Below are 26626 nucleotides of genomic sequence, written 5' to 3'. Positions count from 1 at the left end.
GGCGCGCCCCGCGGGGACGCCGGTCGGTCAGAAAGCGCGCCACTCGCGCGGATCGGGCTCGTCGGTGAACATCACCTTGCGCACCACGCCCTGGCGGTCGATGTGCACGTGCGCGAAGCGGCGCGTGTTGATGTCGTCGAGAAAACGGTAGGTCCAGATGTCGCCGTCGAAACGGGCCACCTGCTCCACGCGCATCGGCGGGCCGAAGAAGCGGCGCACTTCCTCGAGCGGCGTGCCGGCGGGAATGCCGGCGAGGTTCTGGAACGTGAGGACCTGCTCGCGGTGCACGAGGCGGCCCTGGGCGTCGAAATCGAGATGGAAGACCTGCCGCCCCATGGGCTGGGTGGTATAGACCATGCGCTCGCCGCCACCGGGCAGCGTCGAGGAAAAGTAGGGCTGGCCCAGTTCGCGCAGCACCTCGCTGCGCTGCGCGCCCGGCCGCAGGAAGTCGGGCGACGCGCAGGCGGCCAGCAGCACGGCCAGGCAGGCCGCCGCGGCGCGGCGCCAGAACGTGGCCGTGCGGGCGATCATGCCCGGGCACCCCGCTGCTGCTTGAGCATCTTGGTCTTGATGCGCGTGCGCTTGAGGGGGGAGAGGTATTCGACGAACACCTTGCCCAGGAGGTGGTCCATCTCGTGCTGGATGCAGATGGCCAGCAGGCCTTCGGCCTCGATGACGCGGGACTGCCCCTGCGCGTCGAGGGCCTGCACGCGCACGGCGGTGGAGCGCTCCACGCCGTCGTAGATGCCGGGGACGGACAGGCAGCCTTCCTCGCCGACCTGCTTGTCCTCGCTGGCCCAGAGGATCTCCGGGTTGATCAGCACCAGGGGCGTGTCGCGGTCCTCGGACACGTCGATGGTGATGATCCGCTCGTGGACGTCCACCTGCGTGGCCGCCAGCCCGATGCCCTGCGCGTCGTACATGGTCTCGAGCATGTCGTCCAGCAGCGCGCGCACGCGGTCGTCCACTACCTGGACGGGCTGGGCCACCTTGTGCAGGCGGGGATCGGGATAGCAGAGGATGGGAAGGAGGGCCATGGGACAACGGACGAAGATGTCGCTATTTTCGCCACTTTCGCGTCGCGCCGCTGGGGGCGGTGGCAATAATCATTGCCCGATCCAGGGCTTGAGGCCAGAATCCTTGTTGATTTGTAACGTATCGGCCGGCAAGTTTTGTCACCAGCAAGACGGCCCGCTGCCAGCGAGGGGCGCTTAGCGATGTGTGCTGACAAGAGCAAGAGCAACGGGATCCAGAACATGAATGCATCCAACCGCCTGCGGGCACCGGCCCTGGGCGCGCTCGCGCTCGCCGCCGCGGCCATCGCGGCCCCGCTGGCCGGGCATGCGCAGAACTATCCCGTCACGGCCGGGCAGCGTGCCACGGCCCAGCAGGTGGCCTCGCGCGGTGTGCCGCTCGCCGAACTGGCGCCCAACGCGCCCGACACCTACGTCGTCAAGCGTGGCGACACGCTCTGGGGCATCTCCGGCATGTACCTGCTGCGTCCCTGGCGCTGGCCCGAGCTCTGGGGCATGAACCTGCAGTCCATCCCCAATCCGCACCTCATCTTCCCGGGCCAGACCCTCTACCTCGAGAAGGTGGACGGCTATGCACGCCTGCGCACCGCCCGCGGCGGCACGGACGGCGACCCGGAGACCGTCCGCGTCTCGCCCCGCACCCGCACGGACAGCCTTGCCGGCACGGCTCTGCCCACGCTGCCTCCACACCTCATCGAGCCCTTCCTGGTCGAACCCCTGGTCGTGGATGAGCTGACCCTGTCCCAGACCCCGCGCATCGTGGCCACGGTGGACGAGCGCGTGCTCATGGCCAACGGCGACCGCGCCTATGCGCGTGGCCCGGCCGGGCGGCCCCTGCGCCTCGATCCGGGCGTGCCGCGCCAGTACCGCGTGTTCCGCAATGCCGTCCCGATGAAGGACCCCGAGACCGGCGAAATCCTCGGCTACGAGGCCCAGTACGTCGCCCGGGCGGACCTGGTGCGCGGCGAGGCCACGGAAGAGACCCGCTCGCCCGACGGCGGCACCCGTACGGACCCCGTCCCCGCCACCATCGACCTGTCCGGTGCGAAGGAAGAGATCCGTTTCGGCGACCGCCTGCTGCCTGCCCCGGAGCGCGGCTACACGAGCTACACGCCGCAGGCGCCCCAGTTCCCCGTGGATGCGCGCGTGGTGTCCATCTACGGCAGCGCGGCCGTCGCCTATGCGGCGCAGAACCAGGTGGTCGCGATCAACCGCGGCACCCGTGACGGCATGCAGCCGGGCCTCGTGCTGACCGTGCTCACCAAGGGCGAGCGCATCCTGGACAAGACCGACCCGGACCGCAGCACCATCAAGCTGCCCAGCGAGGCCAATGGGACGGCCATGGTCTTCCGCACCTTCGACCGGGTCTCGTACGCGCTGCTCCTGCAGGTGCGCCAGGGCGTGCGCGTGGGCGACCGCCTCGTGAACCCGCAGTAAGGACGGCTCCAGGCCCGGCATGGGCCCTGGCGGCCCGGTGGGCGGCCAAAGTAACGCGGCCGTGGCGTCGCGCCGCTATGCTCGCCGCATGCAACGCGACGAACTCTCCGCATGGCTGCGCCTCATGCTCACCCCCGGCGTGGGCCCGGGCACGGCGCGGCGGCTGCTGGCCGCCTTCGGCCTGCCGCAGCAGATCTTCCAGCAACAGGAGGGCGCCCTGGCGGCGCTCGCCACATCTGCGCAGGCGAAAGCGCTGTGCGCCGTCCCGCCGGGCCTTGCCACGCTGGAGGAAGCCACCTGGCAATGGCTCAACACGGCGGAGCCCGCCGGCGATGAGGGTGCGCCCGTGCGGCGCATCGTGTCGCTGGGCGATGCGGCCTACCCCGCGGCCCTGCTCGCCACCGAAGACCCCCCGCTGCTGCTGCACCTGCTCGGCGCCCCGCGCTGGCTGGACGGGGCGGGTCCATCGCGTTGGCCGCTGGAGCGCTGCCTGGCCATCGTGGGCAGCCGCAACCCGACCGCGCAGGGCGCAGAAAACGCCCGGCAGTTCGGGCGGGCGCTGCGCGGCGCGGGCCTGTGCATCGTCTCCGGGCTGGCGCTCGGCATCGATGCCGCCGCGCACGAAGGGGCCCTGGAGGCCGGCCCGGCCCCGGACGGAGGCGCCTCTGCTCCCAGCACCATCGCCGTGGTCGGAACCGGGCTGGACCGTGTCTATCCGGCCCGCCACCGCGACCTGGCCCACCGCATCGCCCGCCAGGGCGTGGTGGTCAGCGAGTATCCGCTCGGCACGCCGCCCCTGGCCGCGAACTTCCCCCGGCGCAACCGCATCATCGCCGGGCTTTCGCAGGGCACGCTGGTGGTGGAGGCCGCGCTGGCCTCCGGTTCGCTCGTCACGGCGCGGCTGGCGTCGGAGCAGGGACGTGAGGTGTTCGCCATCCCGGGTTCCATCCATGCGCCGCAGTCGCGTGGCTGCCATGCGCTCATCCGCCAGGGCGCTAAGCTGGTGGAATCCGCCCAGGATGTGCTGGAAGAGTTGCGTGTGCCAGCTGTACCAGCCGCGTCCGGTACCGGGGTGCAGGTCGGAGGCGAACCGCCGGACCGTACCGCCTCCGGTCCGCATGCCGACGTGCTGGAAGCGCTCGGATTCGACCCGATGGGGCTGGATGCCCTGGTGGCGCGCACGGGCCTCGATGCATCCCGGCTGCAGGTGGCCCTGCTCGAACTGGAACTGGAAGGACAGGTCGCCCGGCTGCCGGGCGGGCTGTTCCAGCGCATGGCCCTGGCCTGAAGGCAGCCCCGGATCGCTCCGGGGCCCGGCGTCGGGCCTCGCAGCTTAGAGATCCAGCATCAGCCGCAGGTTTTGCACCGCGGCGCCGCTGGCGCCCTTGCCGAGGTTGTCCAGCCGGGCCACGAGCACGGCATGGCGGTGCGTTTCGTTCGCGAAGACGCGGATCTCCAGCGCATTGGTGTCGTTGAGTGCCATCGGTTCGAGCTTGCCGTCCTCGGATGGCGGCACGACCCGCACCCACTGTTCCGGCGTATTGCTGCGGGCGTAGTGCGCGGCCAGCGCCTCGTGCAGGTCGGCTCCCTTGGGTGCGCCCGGCAGCAGGTCCAGGTGCAGGGGCAGCTGCACCAGCATGCCCTGCGCAAAGTTCCCCACCGACGGCACGAAGATCGGCCGGCGCGTGAGGCCGGTGTACTTCATGATCTCGGGCAGGTGCTTGTGCGACAGGCCCAGCGCATAGAGTTCGAACGGCGCGGCATCGCCCTTTTCGTAGGCCTCGATCATGGTGCGCCCGCCGCCGGTGTAGCCGCTGACCGACGGCAGCGCCACGGGGAAGTCGGCCGGCACCAGGCCGGCATCCACCAGGGGGCGCAGCAACGCGATGGCGCCGGTCGCATAGCAGCCGGGATTGGCCACGCGCGTGGCGCCCGCCACGGCGTCGCGCTGCCCCTGCGCCAGCTCGGGAAAGCCGAAGACCCAGCCGGGCGCCGTGCGGTGGGCCGTGCTGGCGTCGATCACCTTGATCGTGCGGCCGGTGGCAGCCTCGATGGAATCCACCAGCGCCACGGTCTCGCGCGCCGCATCGTCGTGCAGGCACAGCACCACGAGGTCCACGCCGGCGATCAGGTCCCGCTTGGCCGCGGGATCCTTGCGCAGTTCCGGCGCGATGCTCACCAGCTCCACCTGCGGCATGTCCTGCAGGCGCCCGCGGATCTGCAATCCCGTGGTGCCGGCTTCGCCGTCGATGAAGATCTTGGCCATGGAGGTCTCCTGGAAAGGGAAGGCGCGGAAAGCCAGCAGGGTACGTGACTGCCGCAGGGGATGGTGCGTCGCAGCATGATACAGTCGCCGGCTGCCATGTCACCCGCCCGCGGCCAGACATCCGGTCATGGCAGACGGGTTACCACCATCCTTCCCCTGAGAGAGACCTCATGAAGATTCACGAATACCAAGGCAAGGAAATCTTGCGCAGTTTCGGTGTGCCCGTTCCCCGCGGCATTCCCGCGTTCACGGTGCAGGAAGCCGTGGAAGCCGCCCAGAAGCTCGGCGGCCCCGTGTGGGTGGTCAAGGCCCAGATCCACGCCGGCGGCCGTGGCAAGGGCGGCGGCGTCAAGGTTGCCAAGACCATCGACGACGTGAAGAAGCTCGCCGGCGACATCCTGGGCATGCAGCTCAAGACGCACCAGACCGGCCCCGAAGGCCAGAAGGTCCGCCGCCTCTACATCGAGGACGGCGCCGACATCAAGAACGAACTCTACGTCTCGCTGGTCACCGACCGCGCCACGCAGAAGGTCGCCCTGATCGCCTCCAGCGAAGGCGGCATGGACATCGAGGAAGTGGCCCACTCCACGCCCGACAAGATCGTCACCGAGATGATCGACCCGCTGACCGGCATCACGCCCGAGCAGGGCCGCAAGGTCGCCGAAGCCATCGGCCTGTCCGGCAAGTCCGTGGACCAGGCGCTGGACATCTTCGCCAAGCTCTACAAGTGCTACATGGACACCGACGCGTCCCTGGTGGAGATCAACCCCCTGAACTGCGACTCCAAGGGCGACCTGATGGCCCTGGACGCCAAGTTCAACTTCGACGCCAACGCCCTGTTCCGCCACCCCGAGATCGTGGCCCTGCGCGACCTGGACGAGGAAGATCCGGCCGAAGTGGAAGCCTCCAAGTTTGACCTGGCCTACATCAGCCTGGACGGCAACATCGGCTGCCTGGTGAACGGCGCGGGTCTGGCCATGGCCACCATGGACACCATCAAGCTGTTCGGCGGCGAGCCGGCCAACTTCCTGGACGTGGGCGGCGGCGCCACCCCCGAGAAGGTCACCGAAGCCTTCAAGATCATGCTGAAGAACCCCAAGGTCGAAGGCATCCTGGTCAACATCTTCGGCGGCATCATGAAGTGCGACACCATCGCCACCGGCGTCATCACCGCCTGCAAGGCCGTGAACCTGAACGTGCCGCTGGTCGTGCGCATGAAGGGCACCAACGAAGAGCTGGGCAAGAAGATGCTGGCCGAATCCGGCCTGCCCATCATCGCCGCAGACACCATGGCCGAAGCCGCGACGAAGATCGTTGCCGCCGTCAAGTAAGCCCGGAGAACATTCATGTCGATCTACATCAACAAAGACACCAAGGTCATCACCCAAGGCATCACGGGCAAGACGGGCCAGTTCCACACCGAGAAGTGCCAGGAATACGCGAACGGCAAGAACTGCTTCGTGGCCGGCGTGAACCCGAAGAAGGCCGGCGAATCGATCTTCAACATCCCGATCTACGGCAGCGTCAAGGAAGCCGCCCAGCAGACCGGCGCCACCGTGTCGGTGATCTACGTTCCCCCCGCAGGCGCCGCGGCCGCCATCTGGGAAGCCGTCGAGGCCGACCTGGACATGGCCATCTGCATCACCGAAGGCATTCCGGTGCGCGACATGCTCGAAGTGCGCAACAAGATGAAGGCCAAGGAAGCCGCCGGCGGCAAGAAGACGCTGCTGCTGGGCCCCAACTGCCCCGGCCTGATCACGCCAGACGAGATCAAGATCGGCATCATGCCCGGCCATATCCACCGCAAGGGCCGCATCGGCGTGGTCTCGCGCTCCGGCACGCTGACCTATGAAGCCGTGGCCATGCTGACCGAAGTCGGCCTGGGCCAGTCGAGCGCCGTGGGCATCGGCGGCGACCCGATCAACGGCCTCAAGCACATCGACGTGATGAAGGCCTTCAACGACGATCCCGACACCGACGCCGTCATCATGATCGGTGAAATCGGCGGTCCGGACGAAGCCGAAGCCGCCCAATGGTGCAAGGCCAACATGAAGAAGCCGATCGTCGGCTTCATCGCCGGCGTCACCGCCCCTCCCGGCAAGCGCATGGGCCACGCCGGCGCGCTGATCTCCGGCGGCGCCGACACGGCCGATGCCAAGCTCGCCATCATGGAAGAGTGCGGCTTCGTCGTGACGCGCAACCCGTCCGAACTGGGCAAGCTGCTCAAGGCCCAGCTGAAGTGATGGCTCCGGGTTCCGCTGCCCGGAAGGGCGGCGGACCGGGCCGGCGCTAAGCAAAACTACGCACGCCAGTGCGTGGCTTCGCCGTTACACTGAAAGTTCCCAAAAAAGAAGCGCCCGAAACGCATGTTTCGGGCGCTTCTTGCATTCATAACAGTGGAGCACACGCAATGGAATTCCTGAATTCCGCCGACTTCTGGATCGGCCTGGTGAAGATCGTCTGGATCAACATCATCCTCTCGGGCGACAACGCCGTCGTCATCGCCCTGGCGGCCCGTTCGCTGCCGCCGCACCAGCAGAAGCAGGCCATTTTCTGGGGTTCCGGCGCCGCCGTGGTGCTGCGGATCGCGCTCACCGTGGTGGCCGCCAAGCTGCTCGAGCTGTCCTTCCTGCAGATCATCGGCGGCTGCCTGCTGCTGTGGATCGGCCTGCAGCTCATGACCGACGGCGATGACGAAGAAGAGTCCAGCGGCGCCAACGCGGGCCTCATGGCGGCGGTGCGCACCATCCTCATCGCCGACCTGGTGATGAGCCTGGACAACGTCATCGCCGTGGCGGCAGCGGCCCACGGCAACATGGTCCTGCTCATCCTGGGCCTGGCCATCAGCATCCCGCTCGTGATCTTCGGCAGCACCCTCATGATCAAGCTCATGGAGCGCTTCCCCATCATCGTGCTGCTGGGCGCGGGCCTGATCGGCTGGGTTGGCGGCGAAACCATTGCCAGCGATGCCTCCCTGCACGACTTCGCCGAGGCGCACCCGTCGCTCCACTACGTCGCCGCCGCCCTGGGCGCGGCCTTTGTGGTCGGCGTGGGCAAGTTCATGCAACTGCGTTCCCAGCGCGGCGCCACCGCCTGACCCCGGCCCCCGGCGGGTGACCCGGCCCGCTCCCGGCCCCGGTGCCTCGTCTATGATGCGGCACGGAGTACATAGGGAAAAGATATGGGGAAATGCATATGTCCGCAACGCAAGGGATGACGCCGGTGCCGGTGCGCTCCAGCCGCCAGGGGCGCGCGTGCCCGCTGCCGGCCATCCCGGAGGTGGTCCGGGCATGAGTGCATCGTCCCCGCTGGCGTACGAGTTCTGCGCCCTCACCGACCAGGGGCGCGTCCGCTCCAACAACGAAGATGCCGTGACGGTCGATGTGGCCGGCCAGGTGGCCGTGCTGGCCGACGGCATGGGCGGCTACAACGCGGGCGAGGTCGCCAGCCGCATGGCCACCGAACTGATCCGGCAGGGCATGGCCGAATGGCTGGCCGGCGCCGGACGCGATGCCTCCCTCGCGGACCTGCGGCAGGCCATGGAAGCCTGCGTGGATTCCGCCAACCGTGCCATCTACGACGCGTCGCATTCCAACGCGCAATACGCCGGCATGGGCACCACCGTCGTGGTCGCCGCCTTCCGGGACGACCGGCTCGTGCTCGGGCACATCGGCGACTCGCGCTGCTACCGCCTGCGCGACGGCGATCTGCAGCAGATCACCCGGGACCATTCCTGGCTGCAGGAGCAGATCGACGCCGGGCTGCTCACGCCCGAGGAGGCCGCACTGTCGGGGTTTCGCAACCTCGTGACCCGGGCGATGGGCGTCGAATCCACGGCGGCACTGGAGGTCAACGAATTCCAGGTGCGGCCCGACGACCTCTTCATCCTGTGCTCCGACGGGCTCACGGACATGCTCGACGACGAGGAACTGCTTGCCCTGGCCGCGTCCTCCGACCCGCTGGCCGAACGGGCGGCGCGCATGATCGAGGCCGCCAACGAGCGCGGCGGGCGCGACAATATCAGCGTCCTGCTGGTACGGGCCGGCGCCGGCGAGAAGAAGCGCGGCCTGGTGTCACGATTGTTGCTACGTACCGATTGAGATACCGGTTCGCCGCCACCCGCGCGGCGTGGACCGGACACCAGCGCAGTCACCTACCAGCCAGCTAGCCCAGACAGACAGACGAGGAACGGTTCATGCCCAAAATGATCGTGTCGATCGACGGAGTGGTCATCAAGGAAGTGGCGCTCGCCAAGGAGCGTACGACGCTGGGGCGCCGCCCCTATAACGACATCGTCATCGACAACCTGGCCGTCAGCGGCGAGCACGCCGTGCTCCACATGGCCGGCGACGCGGTGGAGATCGAAGACATCGGCAGCACCAACGGCACCTATGTGAACGGCCAGCCCGTCAAGCGCCAGCCATTGCGCAACGGCGACCTGGTCGAGGTGGGCAAGTACAAGATCCGTTTCCTGGGTGATGGCGCGGGCGAGAACTACGAAAAGACCATGGTCTTCTCCCCCGGCATGCTGCCCCCGCGCGTGCCCGCATCGCGGCCCGCCCCGCTGCCGCCCCCGGCCAGCGTGCCGCTGAATGCCGCCATCCGCGTCATGTCCGGCGCCGCCACCGGCCGCGAGGTGGACCTGGTCAAGGTCGTCACCACCATCGGCAAGCCCGGCGTGGCCGTGGCCTCCATCACCAAGCGCCACCACGGCTTCGTCCTGGCCCATGTGGAAGGCGCCGAGCCTCCGCGCCTCAACGGCCAGCCGATCACTGCCGAGCCGGTGCTGCTCAAGGATGGCGACCGCCTGGGGCTCGCGGGGACGGAGATGGAGTTCCGGCAGCGGTGATGGGCGAGGTCAGTACGTCTCGTAGTGCCTGCAACGGTTGCTGACAGAGATGGGTGACGAAATTGTCACCTTGGACACAGGCGAAGACATTGCCGGAGGGGCGAAGGGTCAGGCCCTGTTGGCATGCAACCTGCTTTGAAGGAGATAGCCTGCGAAATCCTTCGGCAGGTTGACATTGCAACTGTTCCTCCGGGAGAGATTTATGAAGCGTACCGTTCAGCAAGGTTTTACCTTGATCGAACTGATGATCGTCGTGGCGATCATTGGTATTTTGGCTGCCGTGGCCCTGCCGGCTTATCAGGACTACACGAAAAAGGCGAAGATGTCGGAAGTGGTCTTGGCCGCTTCGCAGTGCCGCACCACTATCACCGAGCAGGTTCAAAGCATGGCGTCCGACAAGCTCGGCACGGCCAATGGTTGGGGCTGTGAAGCCAACGTTGGCGGAAATGCTGCATCTGGTCCTACTAAGTATGTTGCCTCTATCGAAACCACTGCCAACGGCGTGATTTCTGCAAAGGCACGCAACTTTAACGATGCTAACATTGACGGCAAATATGTCGTGATGATTCCCAAAATCTCTGGCACTGCGATCGTGGTTGGCACCGCCAGCAACGATCAAGGCAAGCAAATTTCTGAGTGGTCTTGCGGTGGTGGTGATGCCGCAGGCACCCAATTGGCTTCCTCTACGATCAACAAGTTCCTCCCCGGCTCTTGCAAGTCGTGATTTAGTCAGATCGCTGATCATTGAAACCTCCCTTAGGGGAGGTTTTTTTATTGCTATGTCTATAGTATCGTTTGCCGGTTTTTTTCTTTTGCTTAATGGTTGGCTCGCCCCCAATCACTATGAACCATGGATATCCTTTCATGGCGAGATCATTTCGGCAACTGGGGCTTTTTTTTTAGCTCTGAATGTCTTGATAAAAAAAAGAGAGATTTCTGTCCCCTATGCAATTGCAGCCCCTGCCGCGTTGATGATAACCCTTTTGGTATTTCAAAGATTAAATGGAGATTTGCTCTTTAATTCGGACTTTGGTTACGGTTTGTTATATGGTGGAATATGGATTGTTTCTGGGGTCGTAGGAATTGATGCTGCAAGAAAGAGTCTTCCTGGGTGTTGCGACCATCCTGAAGGATTGACTGGTTTTTTATGGACGGTGACTGCAGGAGCAGTTGTTAGTGGAATTGTCGGAACATTTCAGTGGTTGCGCCTACCATTGCTGCTCTGGATGGTTGAGTCTGATGGACGAGCCTACGCGAATTTTGCGCAACCAAATCATTACGCTACTTTGTTGGCGATGGGTATTGCATCACTTGGCTATTTGCTTTTTCTCGGAAAGCTTAAAAAGTGGATTTTTCTATGTGGCACACTATTCCTCTGCTTTGGGGTGCTTAGTTCTGAGTCTCGAACTGGATTTCTCGCGGTGATTTTGATTTTTGCTATCTGGACTGCCGAGATATCATATTCAAATAAAAATAGAACTCCGTGGCTCTATTTTACGTTGATAGTCGGGCTGTGGTTCTGTGCCCGTTTCCTCTGGCCTAGTTTCGCAACATTTGTAGGTGTCGCAGCGAGCAGGGATGCTACCGATTTCAGTAGTTCTTCGAGAATCATATTATGGCGTCAGCTTGCTGAAGCTTTGTTGCAGCAGCCTTGGAGCGGATATGGGTGGCTTCAAGTTGGCCGCGCACAAGACACTATTGCTCCTCTTTTCGGGGCAAGTGCGACTGCATCTGCGCATAATATTTTATTTGATGTAGCTTTATGGTTTGGAATTCCATCTGCCATGATTCTGCTTGCAATGAGCGCTAAGTGGTTTTGGAATCTAAGAAAAAGCTTTCGATCAGATGTGCTTTATCCGTTGGCCATGCTGGCCCCATTGATTTTGCATTCAATGCTAGAGTTCCCTTATGAATATTCATATTTTTTGATTCCGTTGGGAATAATCATTGGTTTTATTTCTGGTGGATTTGGATGCAGAAGTTTGAAGGTTCCTCGTGGCGCATTGCTGATTCTGCTGATGTTGCTTGCTACATCTGGGTTTGCATTGACAAGAATTCAATTGTCATACGAAGAGCCGATGCGCATGGCGTTGGCTGATGACCGAAAATTTCGGAAAGAAGAAATAATTAATCCGCCCGAGGAAATCTTCGGGTTCGGCCAAGATGTACATGCGTTGTTCAATACCCTTACACACATAGGGCCAGAAACGGATGAGACCGTCAGAGAGGCTATTTATACTTCTTGGCGTTATCCCAGCAGAGCTACGCACAGACGACTAGTGCTGAGTCTTTTCAAATCCGGACAACAAAAATCTGCCTGTCGTGCTTTAGCTGCTTTTCAATCTTTTTATGATACTGGTAGTTATAAAAATCTTGTTATATCAGTTAATATTTCTACCGGATTGAATTTAGAAAAGATATGTTTTCAAAGTGATGAAAAATGAGTTATGATTTTATACATTTCAAAAATCCGAGCTTTTTTTGTTCATTTGATGATCTCGATCGTGGTCGGCGGAGTAATGTCTGCCGCCGTGGTTATATTTCTTTACCCTTTTCCTTATGTTTTTATTTCTGGAGGGGCTGGGTTATTTTTGTTGCTGGTCGTTGTGGACATAGTGTTGGGGCCATTGCTTACTTTTGTTCTATTCAATCCAAGGAAAGATAGAAGAGAAAAATTATTGGATTTCTCAGTCGTTGCATGCCTTCAGGTTTGCGCACTTGCATACGGAATGCTCTCTGCATACGAGGCCCGCCCCATACACGTGGTCTTCGAATACGATCGTTTCAGGGTAATCCACGCTAATGATATTCCTGAGGAATTAATTCCGCTGGCACCTAAGGATATAGTGGCGATACCTAGGATGGGGGTCACGTGGCTTGCGTTGCGTCCGTTGAATAGTCTTGAAAGTTTTAATTTCACTATGCAGGCGCTGGATGGAGTTGCCGTTTCGGCCCAGACAAGACTATGGATCTCTTACTCGCAAGGGTTGCCGGAGATTTTGAAAGAAGCAAAATCATTGAAGGAACTTCTCAATCGATTTCCGGATAGAAAGGAAGAGATATTTGATGCTGCTGTGCGAGAGGGTATGGACGTTGGAAGAATCAAATATTTGCCTATCCAGGGAAGAAAAAATATTGCGTGGACAGTATTTTTAAATGCTCAAACAGGGCAGCCCATAGGCTATTTGGATTTGGATTCATTTTGATTTATGTGATTTTGGTGAAATTAATTTTTCCCGTTTGATGGGCAATGTCATGGTAATGGCTTTCTTTGTGTGAAGCCTTAGGTTGCCCATTGAAGGCAATTCGAACACATATAGGTGCTGTGGGTGATTTGAATTCCCAATAAAACCCTGCAAAGATATGCAGCCTAGCGATAAATGATGAAAATTGGCGTGGTGAAAATTGTTAGAAAACCCCGTTGAATAATCTTACCGTTGATTTGATAAAAAACTCCCACTCTTCCCCCCGTGCTTCTCCACTACCCGCACATCCTCCATCACCATCCCCCGATCCACAGCCTTGCACATGTCGTAGATCGTGAGCAACGCCACCTGCACGGCCGTCAGGGCCTCCATTTCCACACCAGTGGGCCCGACGGTTTCCACGGTCACAGTGCAGCGCACACATGAGGCATCGGCATCGAGCTGAAAATCCACCGCCACCCGCGTGAGCGCGAGCGGGTGGCACAGGGGAATCAGGTCGCTGGTCTTCTTCGCGGCCTGGATGCCGGCGATGCGGGCAATGCCCAGCACGTCCCCTTTGCCGGCCGTGCCGGAGGCGATGAGCGCCAGGGTAGAGGGTTGCATGGCGATGTGCCCGCCCGCGATGGCAATGCGCCGGGTATTGGGCTTGTCGCCCACGTCCACCATGTGGGCCTGGCCGCCAGCATCGAAATGGGTGAGGTGGGACGAACGGTTGGTCATCGGAAGAGGCCCTTGCGGGAATAGGTAACGGGGTGGCACCTTCGGCGCGCCGGGGCATCATACGATCCATGCGTGCATCCAAACGCCCCTGCCACGGGGCTATCACAAGGAGGTTTGCCCCCATGGGTTCCACACCCGCATCGCGAGGTTTTCCGGCAGTTGCTGTCCTGCGTCGCTCGGCGGTAGCCTGGGCCATCGCCGCAACGCAGTGCATCCTGCCGCTGCCGGGCTGGGCCCAAGGCGCCCTGCCCACGCTCGGCGACGGTTCCGACATGACGACCAGCCAGGAGCGGCGCCTGGGCGACCGGATCATCCGCGAGCTCTACCGCGATCCGGACTACATCGACGATGCGGTGCTCAACGAGTACGTGCTGGGCATCTTCCTTCCGCTGGTGAAGGCGGCGCGCGAGCGGGGCGAACTGCCGCCCGAACTGGACGAGCGCTTCGCCTGGGAGATCCTGCTGGGGCGGGACCGGACGGTGAACGCCTTTGCCCTGCCGGGCGGCTATTTCGGGATGCACCTGGGCCTGATCGGCGTGGTGTCCACGCGTGACGAACTGGCTTCGGTGATGGCGCACGAGCTGAGCCACGTCACGCAGCGTCACATTTCCCGGCTGATCACGCAACAGAGCCGGCAGGGGCCGCTGATGCTGGGGGCGATGGTGCTGGGCATGCTGGCCGCCACGAAGAACCCGAGCGCGGGGCAGGCCATGCTGGTCGGCGGGCAGGCTCTGGCCGTGCAGAACCAGCTCAATTTCTCGCGCGACATGGAGCGGGAAGCCGATCGTGTGGGCTATGGCCTGATGGCCCCCGCAGGCTTCGCGCCGCAGGGTTTCGTGTCGATGTTCGACAAGCTGCAGCAAGCCAACCGCATCAACGACAACGGCAGCTGGCCCTATCTGCGCAGCCATCCGCTCACCACGCAGCGGATCGCAGATTTGCATGCGCGCATTCCCCCGGCCGTGGCCCGGTCGCCCGCGCCCGGCCCGACGCTGGAGCACGCCATGATGGCCGCCCGGGCGCGGGTGCTGTCACGGCCCGGCATCGATGTGTGGCGGCAGTGGGTGAACGAGCCGCAGGCGGGTGGGTTCGGCGCGCAGCCGCTGCCGCGGCGGGTGGGCGCCTGGTATGCGGCTTCGTTGAGTGCGCTGCAGTTGCAGGACATGGCGGCGGCGCGGGCCGCGCAGCGGTCGCTATTGGAGGCCGCGCGGGGCGATGCCGCGGGCACGCGCCAGGCCCATCTGCTGGGCGCGGAAATCGAACTGGCCGCAGGGCAGGCGGACGCGGCGCTGGATCAACTGGCCCTCATTCCCGCCGCCGGCCCGCAGGCAGGGGCGGCGGCGTCCGGAAGCGGAGAGGCGCTGACGCTGGAATCCGTGACCAGCCCGGGCCGGGGGGCATCCGCATCGGCTTCCGGCGGGGCAGGTCGCCCCGAGATGATCCTGCGCACGCAGGCGCTGCTGCGGCAGACCCGTGCGACGCCCATGACGGGCACGTTGCAGACCTGGGTGACGAACCATCCGCGCGATGCATCGGTGTGGTACTTGCTCGCCGCGGTGTGGCAGCAGCAGGGCCAGCCGCTGCGGGCGGTGCGGGCGGAGGCGGAGGCGCACGTGGCGCGGTACGACTATGCGGCGGCGGTGGACCGCTTCAAGGCCGGCCAGGACATGGCGCGCAAGACCGGGAGCCGCGGCGGGGATGCCGCGGAGTACATCGAGGCCTCGATCATCGAGACGCGCCTGCGCGCGACCGAATCACTTCTTAAGGAACAGGCCGCCGAGCGCTGATTCGATGAGCATGCCCAGCACGGTGTAGATGAGCGAGCCGATGAGCGCCGCGCCGAAACCGTGCACCTGGAAGCTGTCGCCCAGCACGGACGCTGCCGCCCAGAACATCAGCGCGTTGATGACGAAGAGGAAGAGGCCGAGCGTCACGATGGTCACCGGCAGGGTGAGCACCACGAGCACGGGCCGCAGCACCACGTTGAACAGCCCGATGACGAAGGCCGCGACCATCGCGGAGCCGAAGCTGCGCACCTCGACACCGCCGTAGAGGTAGGTCACGCACAGCAGCGCGGCGGCGCTGAGCAGCCATTTCAGGAGGAGTTTCATGGCGCAGGAGGATAGCACCCAGGTGCTGCCCCGGGCGCTGAAGCGTGCCGGCGGGCGATGGCGCGCCCTGGCGCCCGCCGGGGCTCAGGGCTGCTCGGCGAACAGCAGGAACAGCGCTCCCAGGCTGGCCAGCGTGCCCGGAAGGGCCCAGCGCCGGGGCACGGGCTTGCGCACCACGAGGGGTTGGGCGGCCGGTGCGGCGGCGGGCTGGGGTGCGGGGGCGTCCTGCTTGGGGCGGCGGGCATCGACGATCTGTGCGCTGCCGTGTTCGGCCTGCAGTTCGGTCGCGAGTTCCGGCAGCGGGCCCTTGGCCAGCACGGTGGTGATGGTGGCGCCGCCGGCCTGCAGCCAGGGCAGGACCTGGGCGAACAGCTTGTCGGCCCACTTGGCGCGCCAGTTCTCGCGGGCGCTGTGGCTGACCCACTTGCTGATGCGGTGGGTCATGCGCGGGGCGCAGGCCACGACCACCCAGTGGGTGCCGGGCGCATGGGCGCGGGCGGCCAGGGGGGCGAGGATCTGCTGCGCGTAGGCTGCGTCGTCCACGTACACGATGACTTTGTCCATGGGGCTCTCCTGTGGGGGGCGTTGGTGACGGAAGGGTCGAGTCGCTGGCGGGCCCGGAGTTCACCGGGCCCCAAGGTGAATCAGCCGTGGGAGACGGCCACCGTGCGGCGCGAGGCAATCGCCTTGCCCACGATCAGCACGAGCAGGGCGCCGGCCACGCTGGCACCATACTTCACGATGTCGCTTTGCGGCAGCTTGAGCATCCACTGCCAGCGGTCGGGATTGGCCAGGGCCGGGTCGGTGACCAGCATGCCCCCGGCGATCCAGCCGAGCAGCATGCCGCCGGCCACGATGATGAACGGGAAGCGCTCCATGAGCTTGATGACCAGCTGGCTGCCCCAGACGATGATGGGGATCGAGATCAGCAGGCCCAGCACCACCAGCAGCAGCGAATGGTCGCCCGCGTTCTGGGCGGCGCCGGCGATGGCGATCACGTTGTCCACGCTCATCACCAGGTCGGCGACGATGATGGTCTTGATGGCTGCGAAGAGCTTGTCGCTGCCGGCCACGTCGCCGTGGCCGTCCTCGTCGGGAGCCAGCAGCTTGATGCCGATCCACACCAGCAGGATGGCGCCGACGAATTTCAGGAACGGCAGGTTCAGCAGCGTCATCGCGAAGGCGATGAGGATGACGCGCAGCACGATGGCGCCGGCGGTGCCCCAGATGATGCCCTTGGTGCGCTGCGCGGGCGGCAGCTTGCGGCAGGCCAGGGCGATCACCACCGCGTTGTCGCCACCCAGCAGGATGTCGATGATGATGATCTGCCCCAGCGCGACCCAGAACTCGGGCGATGTCAAAAATTCCATAGGTTCCTCGTTGTCATTTGGCGATAGGCCGCGCGGCACCTGTGGGCGGTGCCGGCGATTCCACAGACGTTCAGGCCCGCTCCGGGGCCGTCAAGGAAGCTGGAGGGCTGTGCGCCGCGGTGGGCGCCCATGCCGGGGAGTGCATGGCCTTGAACGGCCCGTGGACGGGCCTTTCAAAGGTCTTGCTCGGTCGGCGCGCCGCGCGGCTCCGCCAGGACCCGGAAATGCCGGAAGCCTCGCGGCTTCGTATTGACGACATGACCGACAGTGCCGGCGGCTCGGGACGTGCCTTCGCGCCGGGACCGGGAGCTACTCCCCCTCGAAGCCTGCATTGGAACACAGCCCTGCGCAACGCGGCAAGGCGGATGTGCGGTCCACTGGCCGCGTGCCTTGAGCGGAAGTTGCCGCAGACACCGGATGGCATTGATCTGTCTGCTATGTTTTCATGAGCATTGGGGTGAACCCGGAGAGTCCGCGGGCCCATGGCGACCGGCCGGCGCTGCCAGCGGGCGCCGCGGGTAAGATCGGCCGCCTTTTTCCCGCGTGTTTTTCCGCGTGTCCATGGCCGCCCTGCACATCACCGATATCGAATCCGCCATCAACCATTGGCGCGCCCGTGCGCCGGCGGGCGCGGGGCTGGCGCTGGCACCCGAACTCCAGGCGCTCGCGGAGGTGTATGCCCGCATGGTCTACGCGCGGGTGGACGAGGTGGAGGAGGCCTTGCTGCCCGCCGATGCCATGGCGGCCTGGCTGGCGTGGTACGAGACGACGCCCGACACGCCCTGCATCGCCATTTGCTCGACCAGCCAGGGCGACGACCATTGCAAGGGGTGTGGACGCAGCTTCGCCGAAGTGCAGCACTGGCTGGCGATGGGACCGGCCGAAAAGCGTGTCGTGTGGCGGCGCATCACCATCGAGAACACGGCCTGGCGCTTCAACCGCTATGCGGAGCGGGCCGCGGAGGGGCCGCAGGCGCCGGATGCCGCACGCCCCGCCCGGTAGCCGCTGCGCGCCGCGTGACAGGCGCCCCGGAAGCGCCTAAGCTGGCCGCATGCTGCGCTTGACCCAGGCTCCGAACATCGTCATCGCCACGCTTTGGGCCGATCTGCTGAGCGAGGGCGGCATGCCGGCCACGGTGCAGCGCCAGCACCTGCTGGCGGCGGCCGGCCAGCTGCCGCCGGACCAGTGCCTGCCGGAAATCTGGCTGGAGCACGCAGAGCATGCGCCGCAGGCCCGGCGCCTGCTGCAGGCGCTAGCGGACCTGCCCCAGCGGCGCTGGCACTGCGCCGGCTGCGGGGAATGGGTCGAGGGTGGGTTCGAGCAGTGCTGGAACTGCGGTGCGTTCATGCCCGCGGCCGACGGGCGCTGAACGCCGCCGGGGCCCTCGGGGCCCGTGCTCATTTCCAGCGGATGGGCTCCAGGTGGACGCTGCCCAGGCCACTGCTCAGCGTGAGGCCACCTTCCTGCACCGTGGCCTGCAATTGCATGCTGCGCTCGGCCAGGGACGCCAGCTGTTGCGATGCCTCGGTGGGCAGGCGCCAGACCTGCAACCTGTCCTGCCGCGAGAGCTTGCCCTCGATGCCCCTCCACCAGACCTCGGCCGCATGGTGGAAGCAATAGACCAGCACCGCATCCGCCTTGGAGGAGGCCTTGGCCAGCGGCTTGTCCTCGGGCTGGCCGACTTCGATCCACAGGCGCTTGCGGCCCGTGAAGTCGGTGATGGACACGTCCGGATCGTCCGGATCCGAGAGGCCGGCGCCGAAGGCCAGCGTGCCGTCCCCCTGGCACATGGCCTGCAGCTGCCAGGCGTTGAGCGCCAGCGCCGCCAGCCGGACCATCATGCGCTCGTCGGTCTCGCTGGGGTGGCGGGCCAGGGTCAGGGCGTGGTCGGCGTAGTAGCCGTGGTCGATGTCGGCGATCGCGAGGTTCGCCTTGAAGATGGTGGACTTGATGGCCATGCTCAGACGCGGCGGGCGAGTTCGGCGGCCTTGCCGATGTAGCTGCCCGGCGTCATGGCCAGCAGGCGGTCCTTGTCGGCCTGGGGGATCTCCAGGCCGGCGATCAGCGTGTGCAGTGCCTCGGCCGTCACGGTCTTGCCGCGGGTGACTTCCTTGAGCTTCTCGTAGGCGCCCTGCACGCCGTAGCGGCGCATGACGGTCTGGATCGGCTCGGCCAGCACTTCCCAGCTGGCGTCCAGGTCGGCGGCCAGGGCTTCCTCGTTCAGTTCCAGCTTGTTCAGGCCGGTCATCAGCGAGGAGTAGGCAAGGGCGGCATAGCCCATGGCCACGCCGATGTTGCGCAGCACGGTGCTGTCGGTGAGGTCGCGCTGCCAGCGGCTGATGGGCAGCTTCTCGGAGAGGTGGCGCAGCAGCGCGTTGGCCAGGCCCAGGTTGCCTTCGGCGTTCTCGAAGTCGATGGGGTTGACCTTGTGCGGCATGGTGGACGAGCCGATCTCGCCGGCCTTCAGGCGCTGCTTGAAGTAGCCCAGGCTCACGTAGCCCCAGATGTCGCGCGACAGGTCGACCAGGATGGTGTTGGCGCGGGCGACGGCGTCGAACAGCTCGGCCATGTAGTCGTGCGGCTCGATCTGGATGGAGTAGGGCTGGAAGGTGAGGCCCAGGCCCAGCGGCTCCGGGGTCTCGACGACCTTCTTGCTGAAGGCCTCCCAGTCGAAGTCGGGCCAGGCCGAGAGGTGGGCGTTGTAGTTGCCCACGGCACCGTTCATCTTGCCCAGCATCTTCACGCCGGCGATGCGGTCGCAGGCGGCCTGCAGGCGCACGACCACGTTGGCCAGTTCCTTGCCCACGGTGGTGGGGCTGGCGGTCTGGCCGTGGGTGCGGCTCAGCATGGGGACTTCGGCGTAGGCGTGCGCCATTTCGCGCAGTTTCAGGACGATGCGGTCCAGGCCGGGCAGGATGACCTGGTCGCGGCCGGAGCGCAGCTGCAGCGCGTGGCTGGTGTTGTTGATGTCTTCGCTGGTGCAGGCGAAGTGCACGAACTCCGCGGCCTTTTCCAGCTCGGGGCGGGCCTCGAACTTGGACTTGATCCAGTATTCGACCGCCTTCACGTCGTGGTTGGTGGTCTTCTCGATGTCCTTGATCGCCTGCGAGTCGGCCTCTGAGAAATTCTTCACCAGGCTCAGCAGGTAGGCGCGCGCGCCGGTGGTCAGGGGCTTGAATTGCTCGAAGCCGGCGTCCGACAGCGCGATGAACCATGCGACTTCCACCTGCACCCGGCGGTGCATGTAGCCGTGCTCGCTCATGATGGGGCGCAGGGCGGACAGTTTGGCGGCGTAGCGGCCGTCGAGCGGAGAGAGGGCGTTGATGGTGGACAGGCTCATGGGGCGGGATTGTAGGTGCCGACCGTGGCGCAGGCGCTGCACTGGCGTCCCGTCCTGGCAGCGAGAGTGCGGCCAGCCCCCTAGAATCGGCGGCCGCCCGTTCGTTCTCTCTTGTCCTGCCCGCGCCCGGAAACACACCATGAAACTCATCGGATCCTCTGCCAGTCCCTATGTGCGCAAGGTGCGCATCGTGATGGCCGAGAAGAAGCTGGACTACCGCTTCATCGAGGAAAACGTCTGGGCCGACGACACTACGATCGCCACGTCCAACCCCCTCGGCAAGGTGCCCTGCCTCGTCATGGAAGGGGGCGAGGCAGTGTTCGATTCGCGCGTCATCGTCGAATACCTGGACACCCTGTCACCCGTGGGACGGCTCATCCCCACCCAGGGCCGCGAGCGCGCGGAGGTCAAGACCTGGGAAGCCCTGGCCGACGGCGTGATGGATGCCGGCGTGCTGGCCCGGCTGGAGGCCACGTGGAAGGACCGCCGCGACGGGGAGCGCAGCCAGGCGTGGATCGACCGCCAGCTCGGCAAGGTGCATGCCGGCCTCAAGGCGATGTCCCAGGGGCTGGGCGAGAAGCCGTATTGCAGCGGCATCCACCTGAGCCTGTCCGACGTGGCGGTGGGATGCGCCCTGGGCTGGCTGGAGTTCCGGTTCCCCGAGATCGCCTGGCGGACGGAGCATCCCAACCTGGGGCGCTTGCTCGACAAGCTGATGCAGCGGCCCAGCTTCGCTGATACGCAGCCCCGCTGAACCCTCTGCCGGGCTGCCAGGAGCCTGCAGAGGAGCCCCCAGAAAGCCAAAAGCGCGCACCTTGCGGTTGCGCGCTTTTTTTGCGGCCGGAATAAAAAAAGTTGCGAAGCGTCCCGAAACGAATTAGAGAGGGAGGGAGGAGAAGCGCTTCAGGATTTCAGTCGGACAGGTCCGAAAGGCTTCGCAACGAGAAACTGGAAAACTCAACATGAAGGACGAGCGTAGTTAACTTGTCCACGGACGATAGATTAGTGCCAAATCGGCAAAGTTCCAGCGATGTGCGCTCCAAAAACATCAAAAAATGTAAGATTTCCGCATATCGGAATATGACACTGCGAAACGTCGCAAATTAACGAAGCAGTTTCAGTTGCTGCTCGATCGCCCGGACGACTTTCGGGTCGTCCGGTGCCACGGAACTGCCGAAACTTGCCACCACCTTGCCATTCCGGTCGAGCAGGTATTTGTGGAAGTTCCATCGCGGCGCCTCGCCTGCCTGGGCAGCGAGTTCGCGGTAGAGCGGCGAGGCGCTGCCACCCTTGACACTGCTCTTGGCGAACATGGGAAAGCGCACCCCAAATGTGTTGCTGCAGAAGTCGGCAATTTGCGCATTGCTGCCGGTTTCCTGTGCGAAATCGTTCGACGGAAAGCCCAGCACTGCGAAACCTTGCGTCTTGTAACGGGCGTGCAGCGCCTCCAGGCCCTCGTACTGGCCGGTGAATCCGCAGTAACTGGCGGTGTTGACTACGAGCAGCACCTGGCCCTTGTACTGGCACAGGTCCTGGGGGGCTTCGTCCTGCAGGCGGGGCATGCTGTGGTTCAGGACGGCAGGGCAGGCCGCGGCCGACGGGGCGGGCCCTGTCGGTGCGGCCGGCGGGGTTTGCGCGGCAGCCGACAGGGCTGCGGCATAGGCCGCGAGTGCAAGGATCAGCGGGGAGGTGAGGCGGGGCATGGAGGTTCTCCCGGAGTCGGCAGGGGGCGAGAGGCCGCGGCACGGCCGTCCGCGACGGTAGTACAGAAGCCGTGCGCGTGGCAAGCGGAGGCCGCGCTTACACCAGCGCCAGCAGGCGCGCGAGGGGCAGTTGCACCCGCACGTCGCGCAACGCCACGGCGCCCGTGATCTTCCAGGCCGGCTGGGCCGTATCCCGCGGGATCGGCTCGCCCGTCGGCATGCCGCTGCGGTTGAGTACGACGGCCACGCGCGGCGTGGTGGCACTGGCGCCGCGGCGCAGCACCACGGCGACCTCCTGGCTGGCCAGGCGCACGAAGGCGCCGGGCGGATACACGCCCAGGGCCTTCACGAGGGCCGAACCCGCTTCATCGACCTGGTGGGCCTCGTCGTAATAGGTGGCCTGCATGGCGGCGGTGACGGGCATGGGCGCCCGCGAGGCGCGCGGCGCGAGGCGCGCGCCGAAGATGTCGGCCCGCTGGATGAGGCGGGCCATCTGCTGGGCCTCGCTCTTGCCCGCGAGGGGCCCGGGGGCGCGGTGGTGGTGGGCGCGCACGGCTTCCAGCCAGACCGGATCGTCCACGCCGAGCTGCCGCAGCAGTGCTTCGGAGCGCACGGCATGGTTTTCGATGTCGGCCAGTTGCGGGGCGGTCAGCGGCTGGGTCTGGACGGCGAGCTGGTCCTGCAGCGTGGTCATGGCGATGTTCATCGACAGCGCCGCGCGCCCCAGCTGCAGGACCTTGGGCACCGGCCAGCGCAGGTGCTCCGCGGCCACGACCATGCACACGCAGGCCACCAGCATGGCATGCGTGCCGCTGTACTGCTGCATTTCCTGGCCCGACAGATAGACGAGCGCGAGCAGGGTCGCGTCGGGCGTGGCAGCGCAGTGGCGGGCGAGTTCGCCGTGCAGCGCCTCGAAGCGTTCGCCGAATTCCGCCGCCGGCGGAGGTGCCCGCAGCAGCTGGGTAGCGCGCAGCTGCAGTTCGGGCCAGTCCGGCGGACCGTTGGCTGCGCTCGCCTTCTCCCGCGAGGCCGACGCGCCTGCGGAGATCTTCATCGCGGCGATCTGGCCCAGGGAGGTGTCCGTGAGCAGCATCTTCTGCAGCTGGGCGAGGTAGGCGCGGTGGCTGTCGCCCGACTCGTCGGTGTCCACGCACAGGCTCAGGCCGCGCGCCACCATCAGGTCCAGTTCTTCGCGGTTGCGGATCACGTAGCCCCGCTGCGCGAGCAGCACTCCGCTGGCGCCCCGGAGCACGAAGGGCAGCGGGTGCCCGAGGGGGATCGTGTCGATGTTCAGCGCGACGAGGTTCATGGCGGGTCGCTCATTATCGGCGCCGCCACAGGGGGCTAAGCCTGCCGGAGGGGGAGGGTTTTGCCTCTATTCGGGCGTTGGGTGCCTCTCTCCGTTTCCCGGAGGTGGCATGCCGCGGACCGCGGCAGCCTCTCCGGAGCACGCGGATCAGGTCGCCGCTCCCGCCGCTGGCGGTGGCGGCGGCGCGCGCCGCAGGACACGGCGGCGGAACCACTGCGCGAAGTCGTCCACGTAGGTGAATACGGCCGGCACCACCAGCAGGCTGAGGACGGTGGAGGTGAGCAGCCCGCCGATCACGGCCACGGCCATGGGCGAGCGGAAGCTCATGTCCGCGCCGCCCCAGGCCAGGGCGATGGGCAGCATGCCCGCGCCCATGGCGAGCGTGGTCATGATGATGGGCCGCGCGCGCTTGTGGCAGGCGTCCAGCAGGGCGTCCCAGCGGCTCATGCCCTGGTCGCGCCGCGCCACGATGGCGTACTCCACGAGCAGGATGGAGTTCTTGGTGGCGATGCCCATGAGCATGATGAGCCCGATGAGCGAGGGCATGGAAAAGCTCTTGCCGGCGATCAGCAGGCCCACGAAGGCGCCGCCGAGCGACAGCGGCAGGGCCATGAGGATGGTGACCGGCTGCAGGAAGTCCTTGAAGAGCAGCACCAGCACGAGGTAGATGCAGACCACGCCGGTGAGCATGGCCAGGCCGAAGCTGGCGAACAGCTCGCCCATCATCTCGGCGTCGCCCACGTCGATCAGGCGCACGCTGGCCGGCTTCTGGCGCACGGAGGGCAACTGCCGCACGGCCTCGGTGACCTCGCCCAGCCCCTGGGTGCCGAGCTCGATCTCGAAGTTGACGTTGCGGGCCCGGTCGTAGCGGTTGATGACGGCGGGGCCGCTGCCGACCTCGAGCCGGGCGACCTCGCCCAGGCGCACCGGCCCGCGCGATCCCAGCACGGCCAGGCGCTCCAGCACCGAAAGGTCTTCGCGGGCCGCGTCGTCCAGGCGCACGACGATGGGCACCTGCCGCTGGGGCAGGTTGAGCTTGGGCAGGTTCTGGTCGTAGTCGCCCACGGTGGCCACCCGCAGCGTCTCGGCGATGGCGCTGCTGGTGACGCCCAGGTCCGCGGCACGGGCGAAGTCGGGGCGCACCACGATCTCCGGCCGCACGAGGCTGGCGCTGGAGCCGATGTTCCCGATGCCGGGAATGGTGCGCAGGTCGCGCTCCACCGCCCGCGCGGTATCGGCCAGGGCCTGCGGGTCCTCGCTCGCGAGGGCGAGCACGTACTTGTCGTTGGAGCCGCCCAGGCCGATCTTCACGCGCACGCCGGGCAGGTCGGCCATGGCCGCGCGCAGGTCCTGCTCGATGGCCTGCTTGAGCGGGCGTTCGCCCCGGGCCACGAAACGCAGCGTGAGGGTGGCCTTGCGCGGATCGCCCGCGCTCGCTCCGCCTGCCATGGGGTCGGCGCCCGCCGAGCCTCCGCCGATGGCGGTGTAGATGCTGCGCACGTGGCCCACCTTCATCACGCGCTCCGTGGCCTGGGCCACCGCGGCGCGGGTTTCTGCGAGGCGGGTGCCGGGCGGCAGTTCCAGGTTCACCTGGGTCTGGGCGTTGTCGTCCGGCGGGATGAAGCCCGAAGGCAGTAGCGGGATGAGCGCGATCGAGGCCACGAAGAACAGCAGCGCGCCGATCACCGTGAGCACGCGGTGGCGCAGCGCCCAGGCCGAGGCGCGCATGTAGCCGGAGAGCCAGCGCAGCTCCTTTTCCTCGCCGGACAGGGGCTTGAGGATGTAGGCCGCCATCATCGGCGTGAGCAGCCGGGCCACGACCAGCGAGGCGAACACGGCGAGCGCGGCCGTCCAGCCGAACTGCTTGAAGAAGCGCCCGGGAATGCCGCTCATGAAGGCCGTGGGCAGGAAGACGGCGATCAGGGTGAAGGTGGTGGCGATCACCGCGAGGCCGATCTCGTCGGCCGCCTCCATCGCCGCCTGGTAGGGCGACTTGCCCATGCGCAGGTGGCGCACGATGTTCTCGACCTCGACGATGGCGTCGTCCACGAGGATGCCGACCACGAGCGAGAGGGCCAGCAGCGTGATGATGTTGATCGAGAAGCCGAGCAGGTACATGCCGATGAAGGCCGGCAGCACGGACAGCGGCAGCGCCACGGCCGAGACGATGGTGGCGCGCCAGTTGCGCAGGAAGAGCCACACCACGACGACGGCGAGGATGGCGCCCTCGTACAGCAGGTGCATGGAGCTGTCGTATTCGTCGCTGGCGATTTCCACGAAGTCCACCGTGCGGGTGAGGTGGAGGTCGGGATGTTCCGCCACCAGCTGATCGAGGGCGCGCTGCACCCCCGCGCCCACTTCCACTTCGCTGGCACCGCGGCTGCGCGAGACTTCGAAGCCGATCACCGGCTTGCCATCCAGCAGCGCGGCGGTGCGCGGCTCGGCCACCGTGTCGGTGACGGTGGCGATGCGGTCCAGGCGCACGTGTCCGCCGGCCGAAAGCGGAATGTCGAGCGCGGCGATCTCCTGGGCCGTGCGCACGGTGGCGATGGTGCGCACGGGCTGCTCCGTCCCGCCCAGGTCGGTGCGGCCGCCCGCGCTTTCGGTCTGCACCAGGCGCAGCTGTCGCGAGACGTCGGCCGCGGTGGCGCCCAGGGCCTGCAGGCGCAGCGGATCGATGGCCACGCGCACCTCGCGCTGCACGCCGCCCACGCGGCCGACGGCGCCCACGCCGGGCACGGCCAGCAGGCGGCGGGTGAGGGTGTCATCGACGAACCAGGACAGCGCCTGGTCGTCCATGCGGTCGGACGCGATGGCGAAGGCCAGGATGGGCTGCGAGGAGAGCTCGAGCTTGGTGACGATGGGGTCGCGCAGGTCGGCGGGCATGTCGGCGCGCACGCGGGAGACGGCCGAGCGCACGTCGTCCACGGCTTCCTGCACGGGCTTTTCCAGCCGGTACTCGGCCGCGATCGTGGCCGTGCCGTCCACCAGGGTGGTGGTGATGTGCTTGAGGCCCTGCGTGGTGGCGATGGCGTTCTCTATCTTGCGCGCCACATCGGTCTCGAGCTGCCCCGGCGCTGCGCCGGGCAGGGCGGCGGTGACCATCACGACCGGCAGGTCCATGTCCGGGAAGTTCTGCACCTTCATCGCGCGGAACGACAGCAGGCCGGCGAAGGTGAGCAGCACGAACAGCATCGCGGCCGGGATGGGATTGCGGATGGACCAGGCGGAAAGGTTCATGGCTGCGGGCTCTCGGGGCTCTGGCGGGAATGCGGATGCGG

General features: G+C 65.6%; 26 protein-coding genes. 14 read left to right on the top strand and 12 right to left on the bottom strand.

Features of this window, described 5'->3' with window-relative positions; genetic code table 11:
* Positions 1 to 27: 27 nt before the first annotated feature.
* Together ACGHC0_RS24120 and def are read right to left on the bottom strand one after the other, a co-directional pair.
* On the bottom strand, positions 28 to 531 hold the full coding sequence (locus ACGHC0_RS24120; protein ID WP_107130631.1) for a hypothetical protein: 504 nt from the start codon (positions 529 to 531) through the stop codon (positions 28 to 30).
* Positions 528 to 1037 carry a peptide deformylase gene (gene def, locus ACGHC0_RS24115; RefSeq protein WP_011797689.1) on the bottom strand — a complete coding sequence of 170 codons (510 nt, stop codon included), beginning with the start codon at positions 1035 to 1037 and terminating at the stop codon, positions 528 to 530. Before def ends, ACGHC0_RS24120 begins: the two co-directional genes overlap by 4 nt.
* A 219-nt stretch (positions 1038 to 1256) precedes the next feature.
* On the opposite strand from def, the gene ACGHC0_RS24110 reads away from it, so the two are divergent.
* Positions 1257 to 2471 (top strand): LysM peptidoglycan-binding domain-containing protein, encoded by a 1215-nt coding sequence (locus tag ACGHC0_RS24110; RefSeq protein WP_415926595.1) that lies wholly within the window; start codon positions 1257 to 1259, stop codon positions 2469 to 2471.
* 88 nt (positions 2472 to 2559) lie between these two features.
* Positions 2560 to 3759 carry a DNA-processing protein DprA gene (dprA, locus tag ACGHC0_RS24105; RefSeq protein ID WP_415266985.1) on the top strand — a complete coding sequence of 400 codons (1200 nt, stop codon included), beginning with the start codon at positions 2560 to 2562 and terminating at the stop codon, positions 3757 to 3759.
* A gap of 45 nt (positions 3760 to 3804) precedes the next feature.
* Here the strand turns inward: dprA and argC are convergent, their stop codons facing one another.
* Entirely contained in the window at positions 3805 to 4737 is a 933-nt protein-coding gene (gene argC / locus ACGHC0_RS24100; RefSeq protein WP_415266984.1) for an N-acetyl-gamma-glutamyl-phosphate reductase, read from the bottom strand.
* Positions 4738 to 4907: 170 nt separating this feature from the next.
* On the opposite strand from argC, the gene sucC reads away from it, so the two are divergent.
* The 8 genes from sucC to ACGHC0_RS24060 all read left to right on the top strand — a co-directional run bounded on the left by sucC (position 4908) and on the right by ACGHC0_RS24060 (position 12792).
* Positions 4908 to 6068 carry an ADP-forming succinate--CoA ligase subunit beta gene (gene sucC / locus ACGHC0_RS24095; RefSeq protein ID WP_368353318.1) on the top strand — a complete coding sequence of 387 codons (1161 nt, stop codon included), beginning with the start codon at positions 4908 to 4910 and terminating at the stop codon, positions 6066 to 6068.
* Between the two features lie 15 nt (positions 6069 to 6083).
* Positions 6084 to 6980 (top strand): succinate--CoA ligase subunit alpha, encoded by an 897-nt coding sequence (gene sucD / locus ACGHC0_RS24090; protein ID WP_011797684.1) that lies wholly within the window; start codon positions 6084 to 6086, stop codon positions 6978 to 6980.
* Positions 6981 to 7147: 167 nt separating this feature from the next.
* The gene (locus tag ACGHC0_RS24085; protein ID WP_415266983.1) at positions 7148 to 7834 is read left to right on the top strand and encodes a TerC family protein; all 687 of its coding nucleotides are present in this window, start codon (positions 7148 to 7150) and stop codon (positions 7832 to 7834) included.
* A gap of 193 nt (positions 7835 to 8027) precedes the next feature.
* Positions 8028 to 8837, top strand: coding sequence for a Stp1/IreP family PP2C-type Ser/Thr phosphatase (locus tag ACGHC0_RS24080; protein WP_415266982.1), 810 nt, complete (start codon positions 8028 to 8030; stop codon positions 8835 to 8837).
* Between the two features lie 95 nt (positions 8838 to 8932).
* On the top strand, positions 8933 to 9586 hold the full coding sequence (locus ACGHC0_RS24075; RefSeq protein ID WP_368353315.1) for an FHA domain-containing protein: 654 nt from the start codon (positions 8933 to 8935) through the stop codon (positions 9584 to 9586).
* A gap of 202 nt (positions 9587 to 9788) precedes the next feature.
* Complete coding sequence (locus ACGHC0_RS24070) at positions 9789 to 10310, top strand: pilin (protein WP_415266981.1); 522 nt, start codon at positions 9789 to 9791, stop codon at positions 10308 to 10310.
* 55 nt (positions 10311 to 10365) lie between these two features.
* Positions 10366 to 12030, top strand: a complete 1665-nt coding sequence (locus tag ACGHC0_RS24065; RefSeq protein ID WP_415266980.1) for an O-antigen ligase family protein — start codon at positions 10366 to 10368, stop codon at positions 12028 to 12030.
* 3 nt (positions 12031 to 12033) lie between these two features.
* Positions 12034 to 12792, top strand: coding sequence for a pilus assembly protein (locus ACGHC0_RS24060; RefSeq protein ID WP_415266979.1), 759 nt, complete (start codon positions 12034 to 12036; stop codon positions 12790 to 12792).
* A gap of 225 nt (positions 12793 to 13017) precedes the next feature.
* On the opposite strand, the gene moaC is transcribed toward ACGHC0_RS24060, so the two are convergent.
* Complete coding sequence (gene moaC / locus ACGHC0_RS24055) at positions 13018 to 13512, bottom strand: cyclic pyranopterin monophosphate synthase MoaC (RefSeq protein WP_415266978.1); 495 nt, start codon at positions 13510 to 13512, stop codon at positions 13018 to 13020.
* 122 nt (positions 13513 to 13634) lie between these two features.
* On the opposite strand from moaC, the gene ACGHC0_RS24050 reads away from it, so the two are divergent.
* Positions 13635 to 15299, top strand: coding sequence for a M48 family metalloprotease (locus ACGHC0_RS24050; protein ID WP_415266977.1), 1665 nt, complete (start codon positions 13635 to 13637; stop codon positions 15297 to 15299).
* Here the strand turns inward: ACGHC0_RS24050 and ACGHC0_RS24045 are convergent.
* From ACGHC0_RS24045 to ACGHC0_RS24035, 3 genes are all read right to left on the bottom strand, one after another.
* The gene (locus tag ACGHC0_RS24045; protein ID WP_013596954.1) at positions 15267 to 15623 is read right to left on the bottom strand and encodes a phage holin family protein; all 357 of its coding nucleotides are present in this window, start codon (positions 15621 to 15623) and stop codon (positions 15267 to 15269) included. The two genes, ACGHC0_RS24050 and ACGHC0_RS24045, sit on opposite strands and share 33 nt — an antisense overlap.
* Positions 15624 to 15707: 84 nt before the next feature.
* Positions 15708 to 16187, bottom strand: coding sequence for a hypothetical protein (locus ACGHC0_RS24040; protein WP_368353307.1), 480 nt, complete (start codon positions 16185 to 16187; stop codon positions 15708 to 15710).
* Between the two features lie 80 nt (positions 16188 to 16267).
* Positions 16268 to 16993: a TerC family protein gene (locus ACGHC0_RS24035; protein ID WP_368353306.1), complete on the bottom strand. Its 726-nt coding sequence runs from the start codon at positions 16991 to 16993 to the stop codon at positions 16268 to 16270.
* 561 nt (positions 16994 to 17554) lie between these two features.
* Here ACGHC0_RS24035 and ACGHC0_RS24030 point away from each other — a divergent pair.
* The gene (locus ACGHC0_RS24030; protein WP_368355696.1) at positions 17555 to 17995 is read left to right on the top strand and encodes a DUF3717 domain-containing protein; all 441 of its coding nucleotides are present in this window, start codon (positions 17555 to 17557) and stop codon (positions 17993 to 17995) included.
* Positions 17996 to 18044: 49 nt separating this feature from the next.
* On the top strand, positions 18045 to 18362 hold the full coding sequence (locus ACGHC0_RS24025) for a DUF2007 domain-containing protein (RefSeq protein ID WP_368353305.1): 318 nt from the start codon (positions 18045 to 18047) through the stop codon (positions 18360 to 18362).
* Positions 18363 to 18390: 28 nt separating this feature from the next.
* Here the strand turns inward: ACGHC0_RS24025 and ACGHC0_RS24020 are convergent, their stop codons facing one another.
* Both ACGHC0_RS24020 and purB read right to left on the bottom strand, forming a co-directional pair.
* Positions 18391 to 18951, bottom strand: a complete 561-nt coding sequence (locus ACGHC0_RS24020; RefSeq protein ID WP_368353304.1) for a YaeQ family protein — start codon at positions 18949 to 18951, stop codon at positions 18391 to 18393.
* A 2-nt stretch (positions 18952 to 18953) separates the two neighbouring features.
* Complete coding sequence (gene purB, locus ACGHC0_RS24015) at positions 18954 to 20333, bottom strand: adenylosuccinate lyase (RefSeq protein WP_368353303.1); 1380 nt, start codon at positions 20331 to 20333, stop codon at positions 18954 to 18956.
* Positions 20334 to 20472: 139 nt separating this feature from the next.
* On the opposite strand from purB, the gene ACGHC0_RS24010 reads away from it, so the two are divergent.
* Positions 20473 to 21087, top strand: a complete 615-nt coding sequence (locus ACGHC0_RS24010) for a glutathione S-transferase N-terminal domain-containing protein (protein ID WP_107133931.1) — start codon at positions 20473 to 20475, stop codon at positions 21085 to 21087.
* Positions 21088 to 21436: 349 nt separating this feature from the next.
* Here the strand turns inward: ACGHC0_RS24010 and ACGHC0_RS24005 are convergent, their stop codons facing one another.
* The 3 genes from ACGHC0_RS24005 to ACGHC0_RS23995 form a co-directional block, all read right to left on the bottom strand.
* Positions 21437 to 22036, bottom strand: coding sequence for a glutathione peroxidase (locus ACGHC0_RS24005; protein WP_415266976.1), 600 nt, complete (start codon positions 22034 to 22036; stop codon positions 21437 to 21439).
* Positions 22037 to 22133: 97 nt separating this feature from the next.
* A complete protein-coding gene (locus ACGHC0_RS24000) occupies positions 22134 to 23345 on the bottom strand; it encodes an HD-GYP domain-containing protein (RefSeq protein ID WP_107133929.1) in 1212 nt (403 codons plus the stop codon).
* A 147-nt stretch (positions 23346 to 23492) separates the two neighbouring features.
* Positions 23493 to 26585 (bottom strand): efflux RND transporter permease subunit, encoded by a 3093-nt coding sequence (locus tag ACGHC0_RS23995; RefSeq protein WP_415266975.1) that lies wholly within the window; start codon positions 26583 to 26585, stop codon positions 23493 to 23495.
* Positions 26586 to 26626: the final 41 nt, after the last annotated feature.

The sequence above is a fragment of the Acidovorax sacchari genome, from assembly GCF_042847045.1.
In the GTDB taxonomy this organism is placed as follows: Bacteria; Pseudomonadota; Gammaproteobacteria; order Burkholderiales; family Burkholderiaceae_C; genus Paracidovorax; species Paracidovorax sacchari.
The sequence above is the reverse complement of the archived record's forward strand: the minus strand, read 5'-3'. Positions and strand labels throughout refer to the sequence as shown.

What these genes read in the sequence shown, in the direction of transcription:
- ACGHC0_RS24120 (WP_107130631.1), bottom strand. Translation starts at nt 531, where the DNA reads ATGATCGCCCGCACGGCCACGTTCTGGCGCCGCGCCGCGGCGGCCTGC.
- def (WP_011797689.1), bottom strand. Translation starts at nt 1,037, where the DNA reads ATGGCCCTCCTTCCCATCCTCTGCTATCCCGATCCCCGCCTGCACAAG.
- ACGHC0_RS24110 (WP_415926595.1), top strand. Translation starts at nt 1,257, where the DNA reads ATGAATGCATCCAACCGCCTGCGGGCACCGGCCCTGGGCGCGCTCGCG.
- dprA (WP_415266985.1), top strand. Translation starts at nt 2,560, where the DNA reads ATGCAACGCGACGAACTCTCCGCATGGCTGCGCCTCATGCTCACCCCC.
- argC (WP_415266984.1), bottom strand. Translation starts at nt 4,737, where the DNA reads ATGGCCAAGATCTTCATCGACGGCGAAGCCGGCACCACGGGATTGCAG.
- sucC (WP_368353318.1), top strand. Translation starts at nt 4,908, where the DNA reads ATGAAGATTCACGAATACCAAGGCAAGGAAATCTTGCGCAGTTTCGGT.
- sucD (WP_011797684.1), top strand. Translation starts at nt 6,084, where the DNA reads ATGTCGATCTACATCAACAAAGACACCAAGGTCATCACCCAAGGCATC.
- ACGHC0_RS24085 (WP_415266983.1), top strand. Translation starts at nt 7,148, where the DNA reads ATGGAATTCCTGAATTCCGCCGACTTCTGGATCGGCCTGGTGAAGATC.
- ACGHC0_RS24080 (WP_415266982.1), top strand. Translation starts at nt 8,028, where the DNA reads ATGAGTGCATCGTCCCCGCTGGCGTACGAGTTCTGCGCCCTCACCGAC.
- ACGHC0_RS24075 (WP_368353315.1), top strand. Translation starts at nt 8,933, where the DNA reads ATGCCCAAAATGATCGTGTCGATCGACGGAGTGGTCATCAAGGAAGTG.
- ACGHC0_RS24070 (WP_415266981.1), top strand. Translation starts at nt 9,789, where the DNA reads ATGAAGCGTACCGTTCAGCAAGGTTTTACCTTGATCGAACTGATGATC.
- ACGHC0_RS24065 (WP_415266980.1), top strand. Translation starts at nt 10,366, where the DNA reads ATGTCTATAGTATCGTTTGCCGGTTTTTTTCTTTTGCTTAATGGTTGG.
- ACGHC0_RS24060 (WP_415266979.1), top strand. Translation starts at nt 12,034, where the DNA reads ATGATTTTATACATTTCAAAAATCCGAGCTTTTTTTGTTCATTTGATG.
- moaC (WP_415266978.1), bottom strand. Translation starts at nt 13,512, where the DNA reads ATGACCAACCGTTCGTCCCACCTCACCCATTTCGATGCTGGCGGCCAG.
- ACGHC0_RS24050 (WP_415266977.1), top strand. Translation starts at nt 13,635, where the DNA reads ATGGGTTCCACACCCGCATCGCGAGGTTTTCCGGCAGTTGCTGTCCTG.
- ACGHC0_RS24045 (WP_013596954.1), bottom strand. Translation starts at nt 15,623, where the DNA reads ATGAAACTCCTCCTGAAATGGCTGCTCAGCGCCGCCGCGCTGCTGTGC.
- ACGHC0_RS24040 (WP_368353307.1), bottom strand. Translation starts at nt 16,187, where the DNA reads ATGGACAAAGTCATCGTGTACGTGGACGACGCAGCCTACGCGCAGCAG.
- ACGHC0_RS24035 (WP_368353306.1), bottom strand. Translation starts at nt 16,993, where the DNA reads ATGGAATTTTTGACATCGCCCGAGTTCTGGGTCGCGCTGGGGCAGATC.
- ACGHC0_RS24030 (WP_368355696.1), top strand. Translation starts at nt 17,555, where the DNA reads ATGGCCGCCCTGCACATCACCGATATCGAATCCGCCATCAACCATTGG.
- ACGHC0_RS24025 (WP_368353305.1), top strand. Translation starts at nt 18,045, where the DNA reads ATGCTGCGCTTGACCCAGGCTCCGAACATCGTCATCGCCACGCTTTGG.
- ACGHC0_RS24020 (WP_368353304.1), bottom strand. Translation starts at nt 18,951, where the DNA reads ATGGCCATCAAGTCCACCATCTTCAAGGCGAACCTCGCGATCGCCGAC.
- purB (WP_368353303.1), bottom strand. Translation starts at nt 20,333, where the DNA reads ATGAGCCTGTCCACCATCAACGCCCTCTCTCCGCTCGACGGCCGCTAC.
- ACGHC0_RS24010 (WP_107133931.1), top strand. Translation starts at nt 20,473, where the DNA reads ATGAAACTCATCGGATCCTCTGCCAGTCCCTATGTGCGCAAGGTGCGC.
- ACGHC0_RS24005 (WP_415266976.1), bottom strand. Translation starts at nt 22,036, where the DNA reads ATGCCCCGCCTCACCTCCCCGCTGATCCTTGCACTCGCGGCCTATGCC.
- ACGHC0_RS24000 (WP_107133929.1), bottom strand. Translation starts at nt 23,345, where the DNA reads ATGAACCTCGTCGCGCTGAACATCGACACGATCCCCCTCGGGCACCCG.
- ACGHC0_RS23995 (WP_415266975.1), bottom strand. Translation starts at nt 26,585, where the DNA reads ATGAACCTTTCCGCCTGGTCCATCCGCAATCCCATCCCGGCCGCGATG.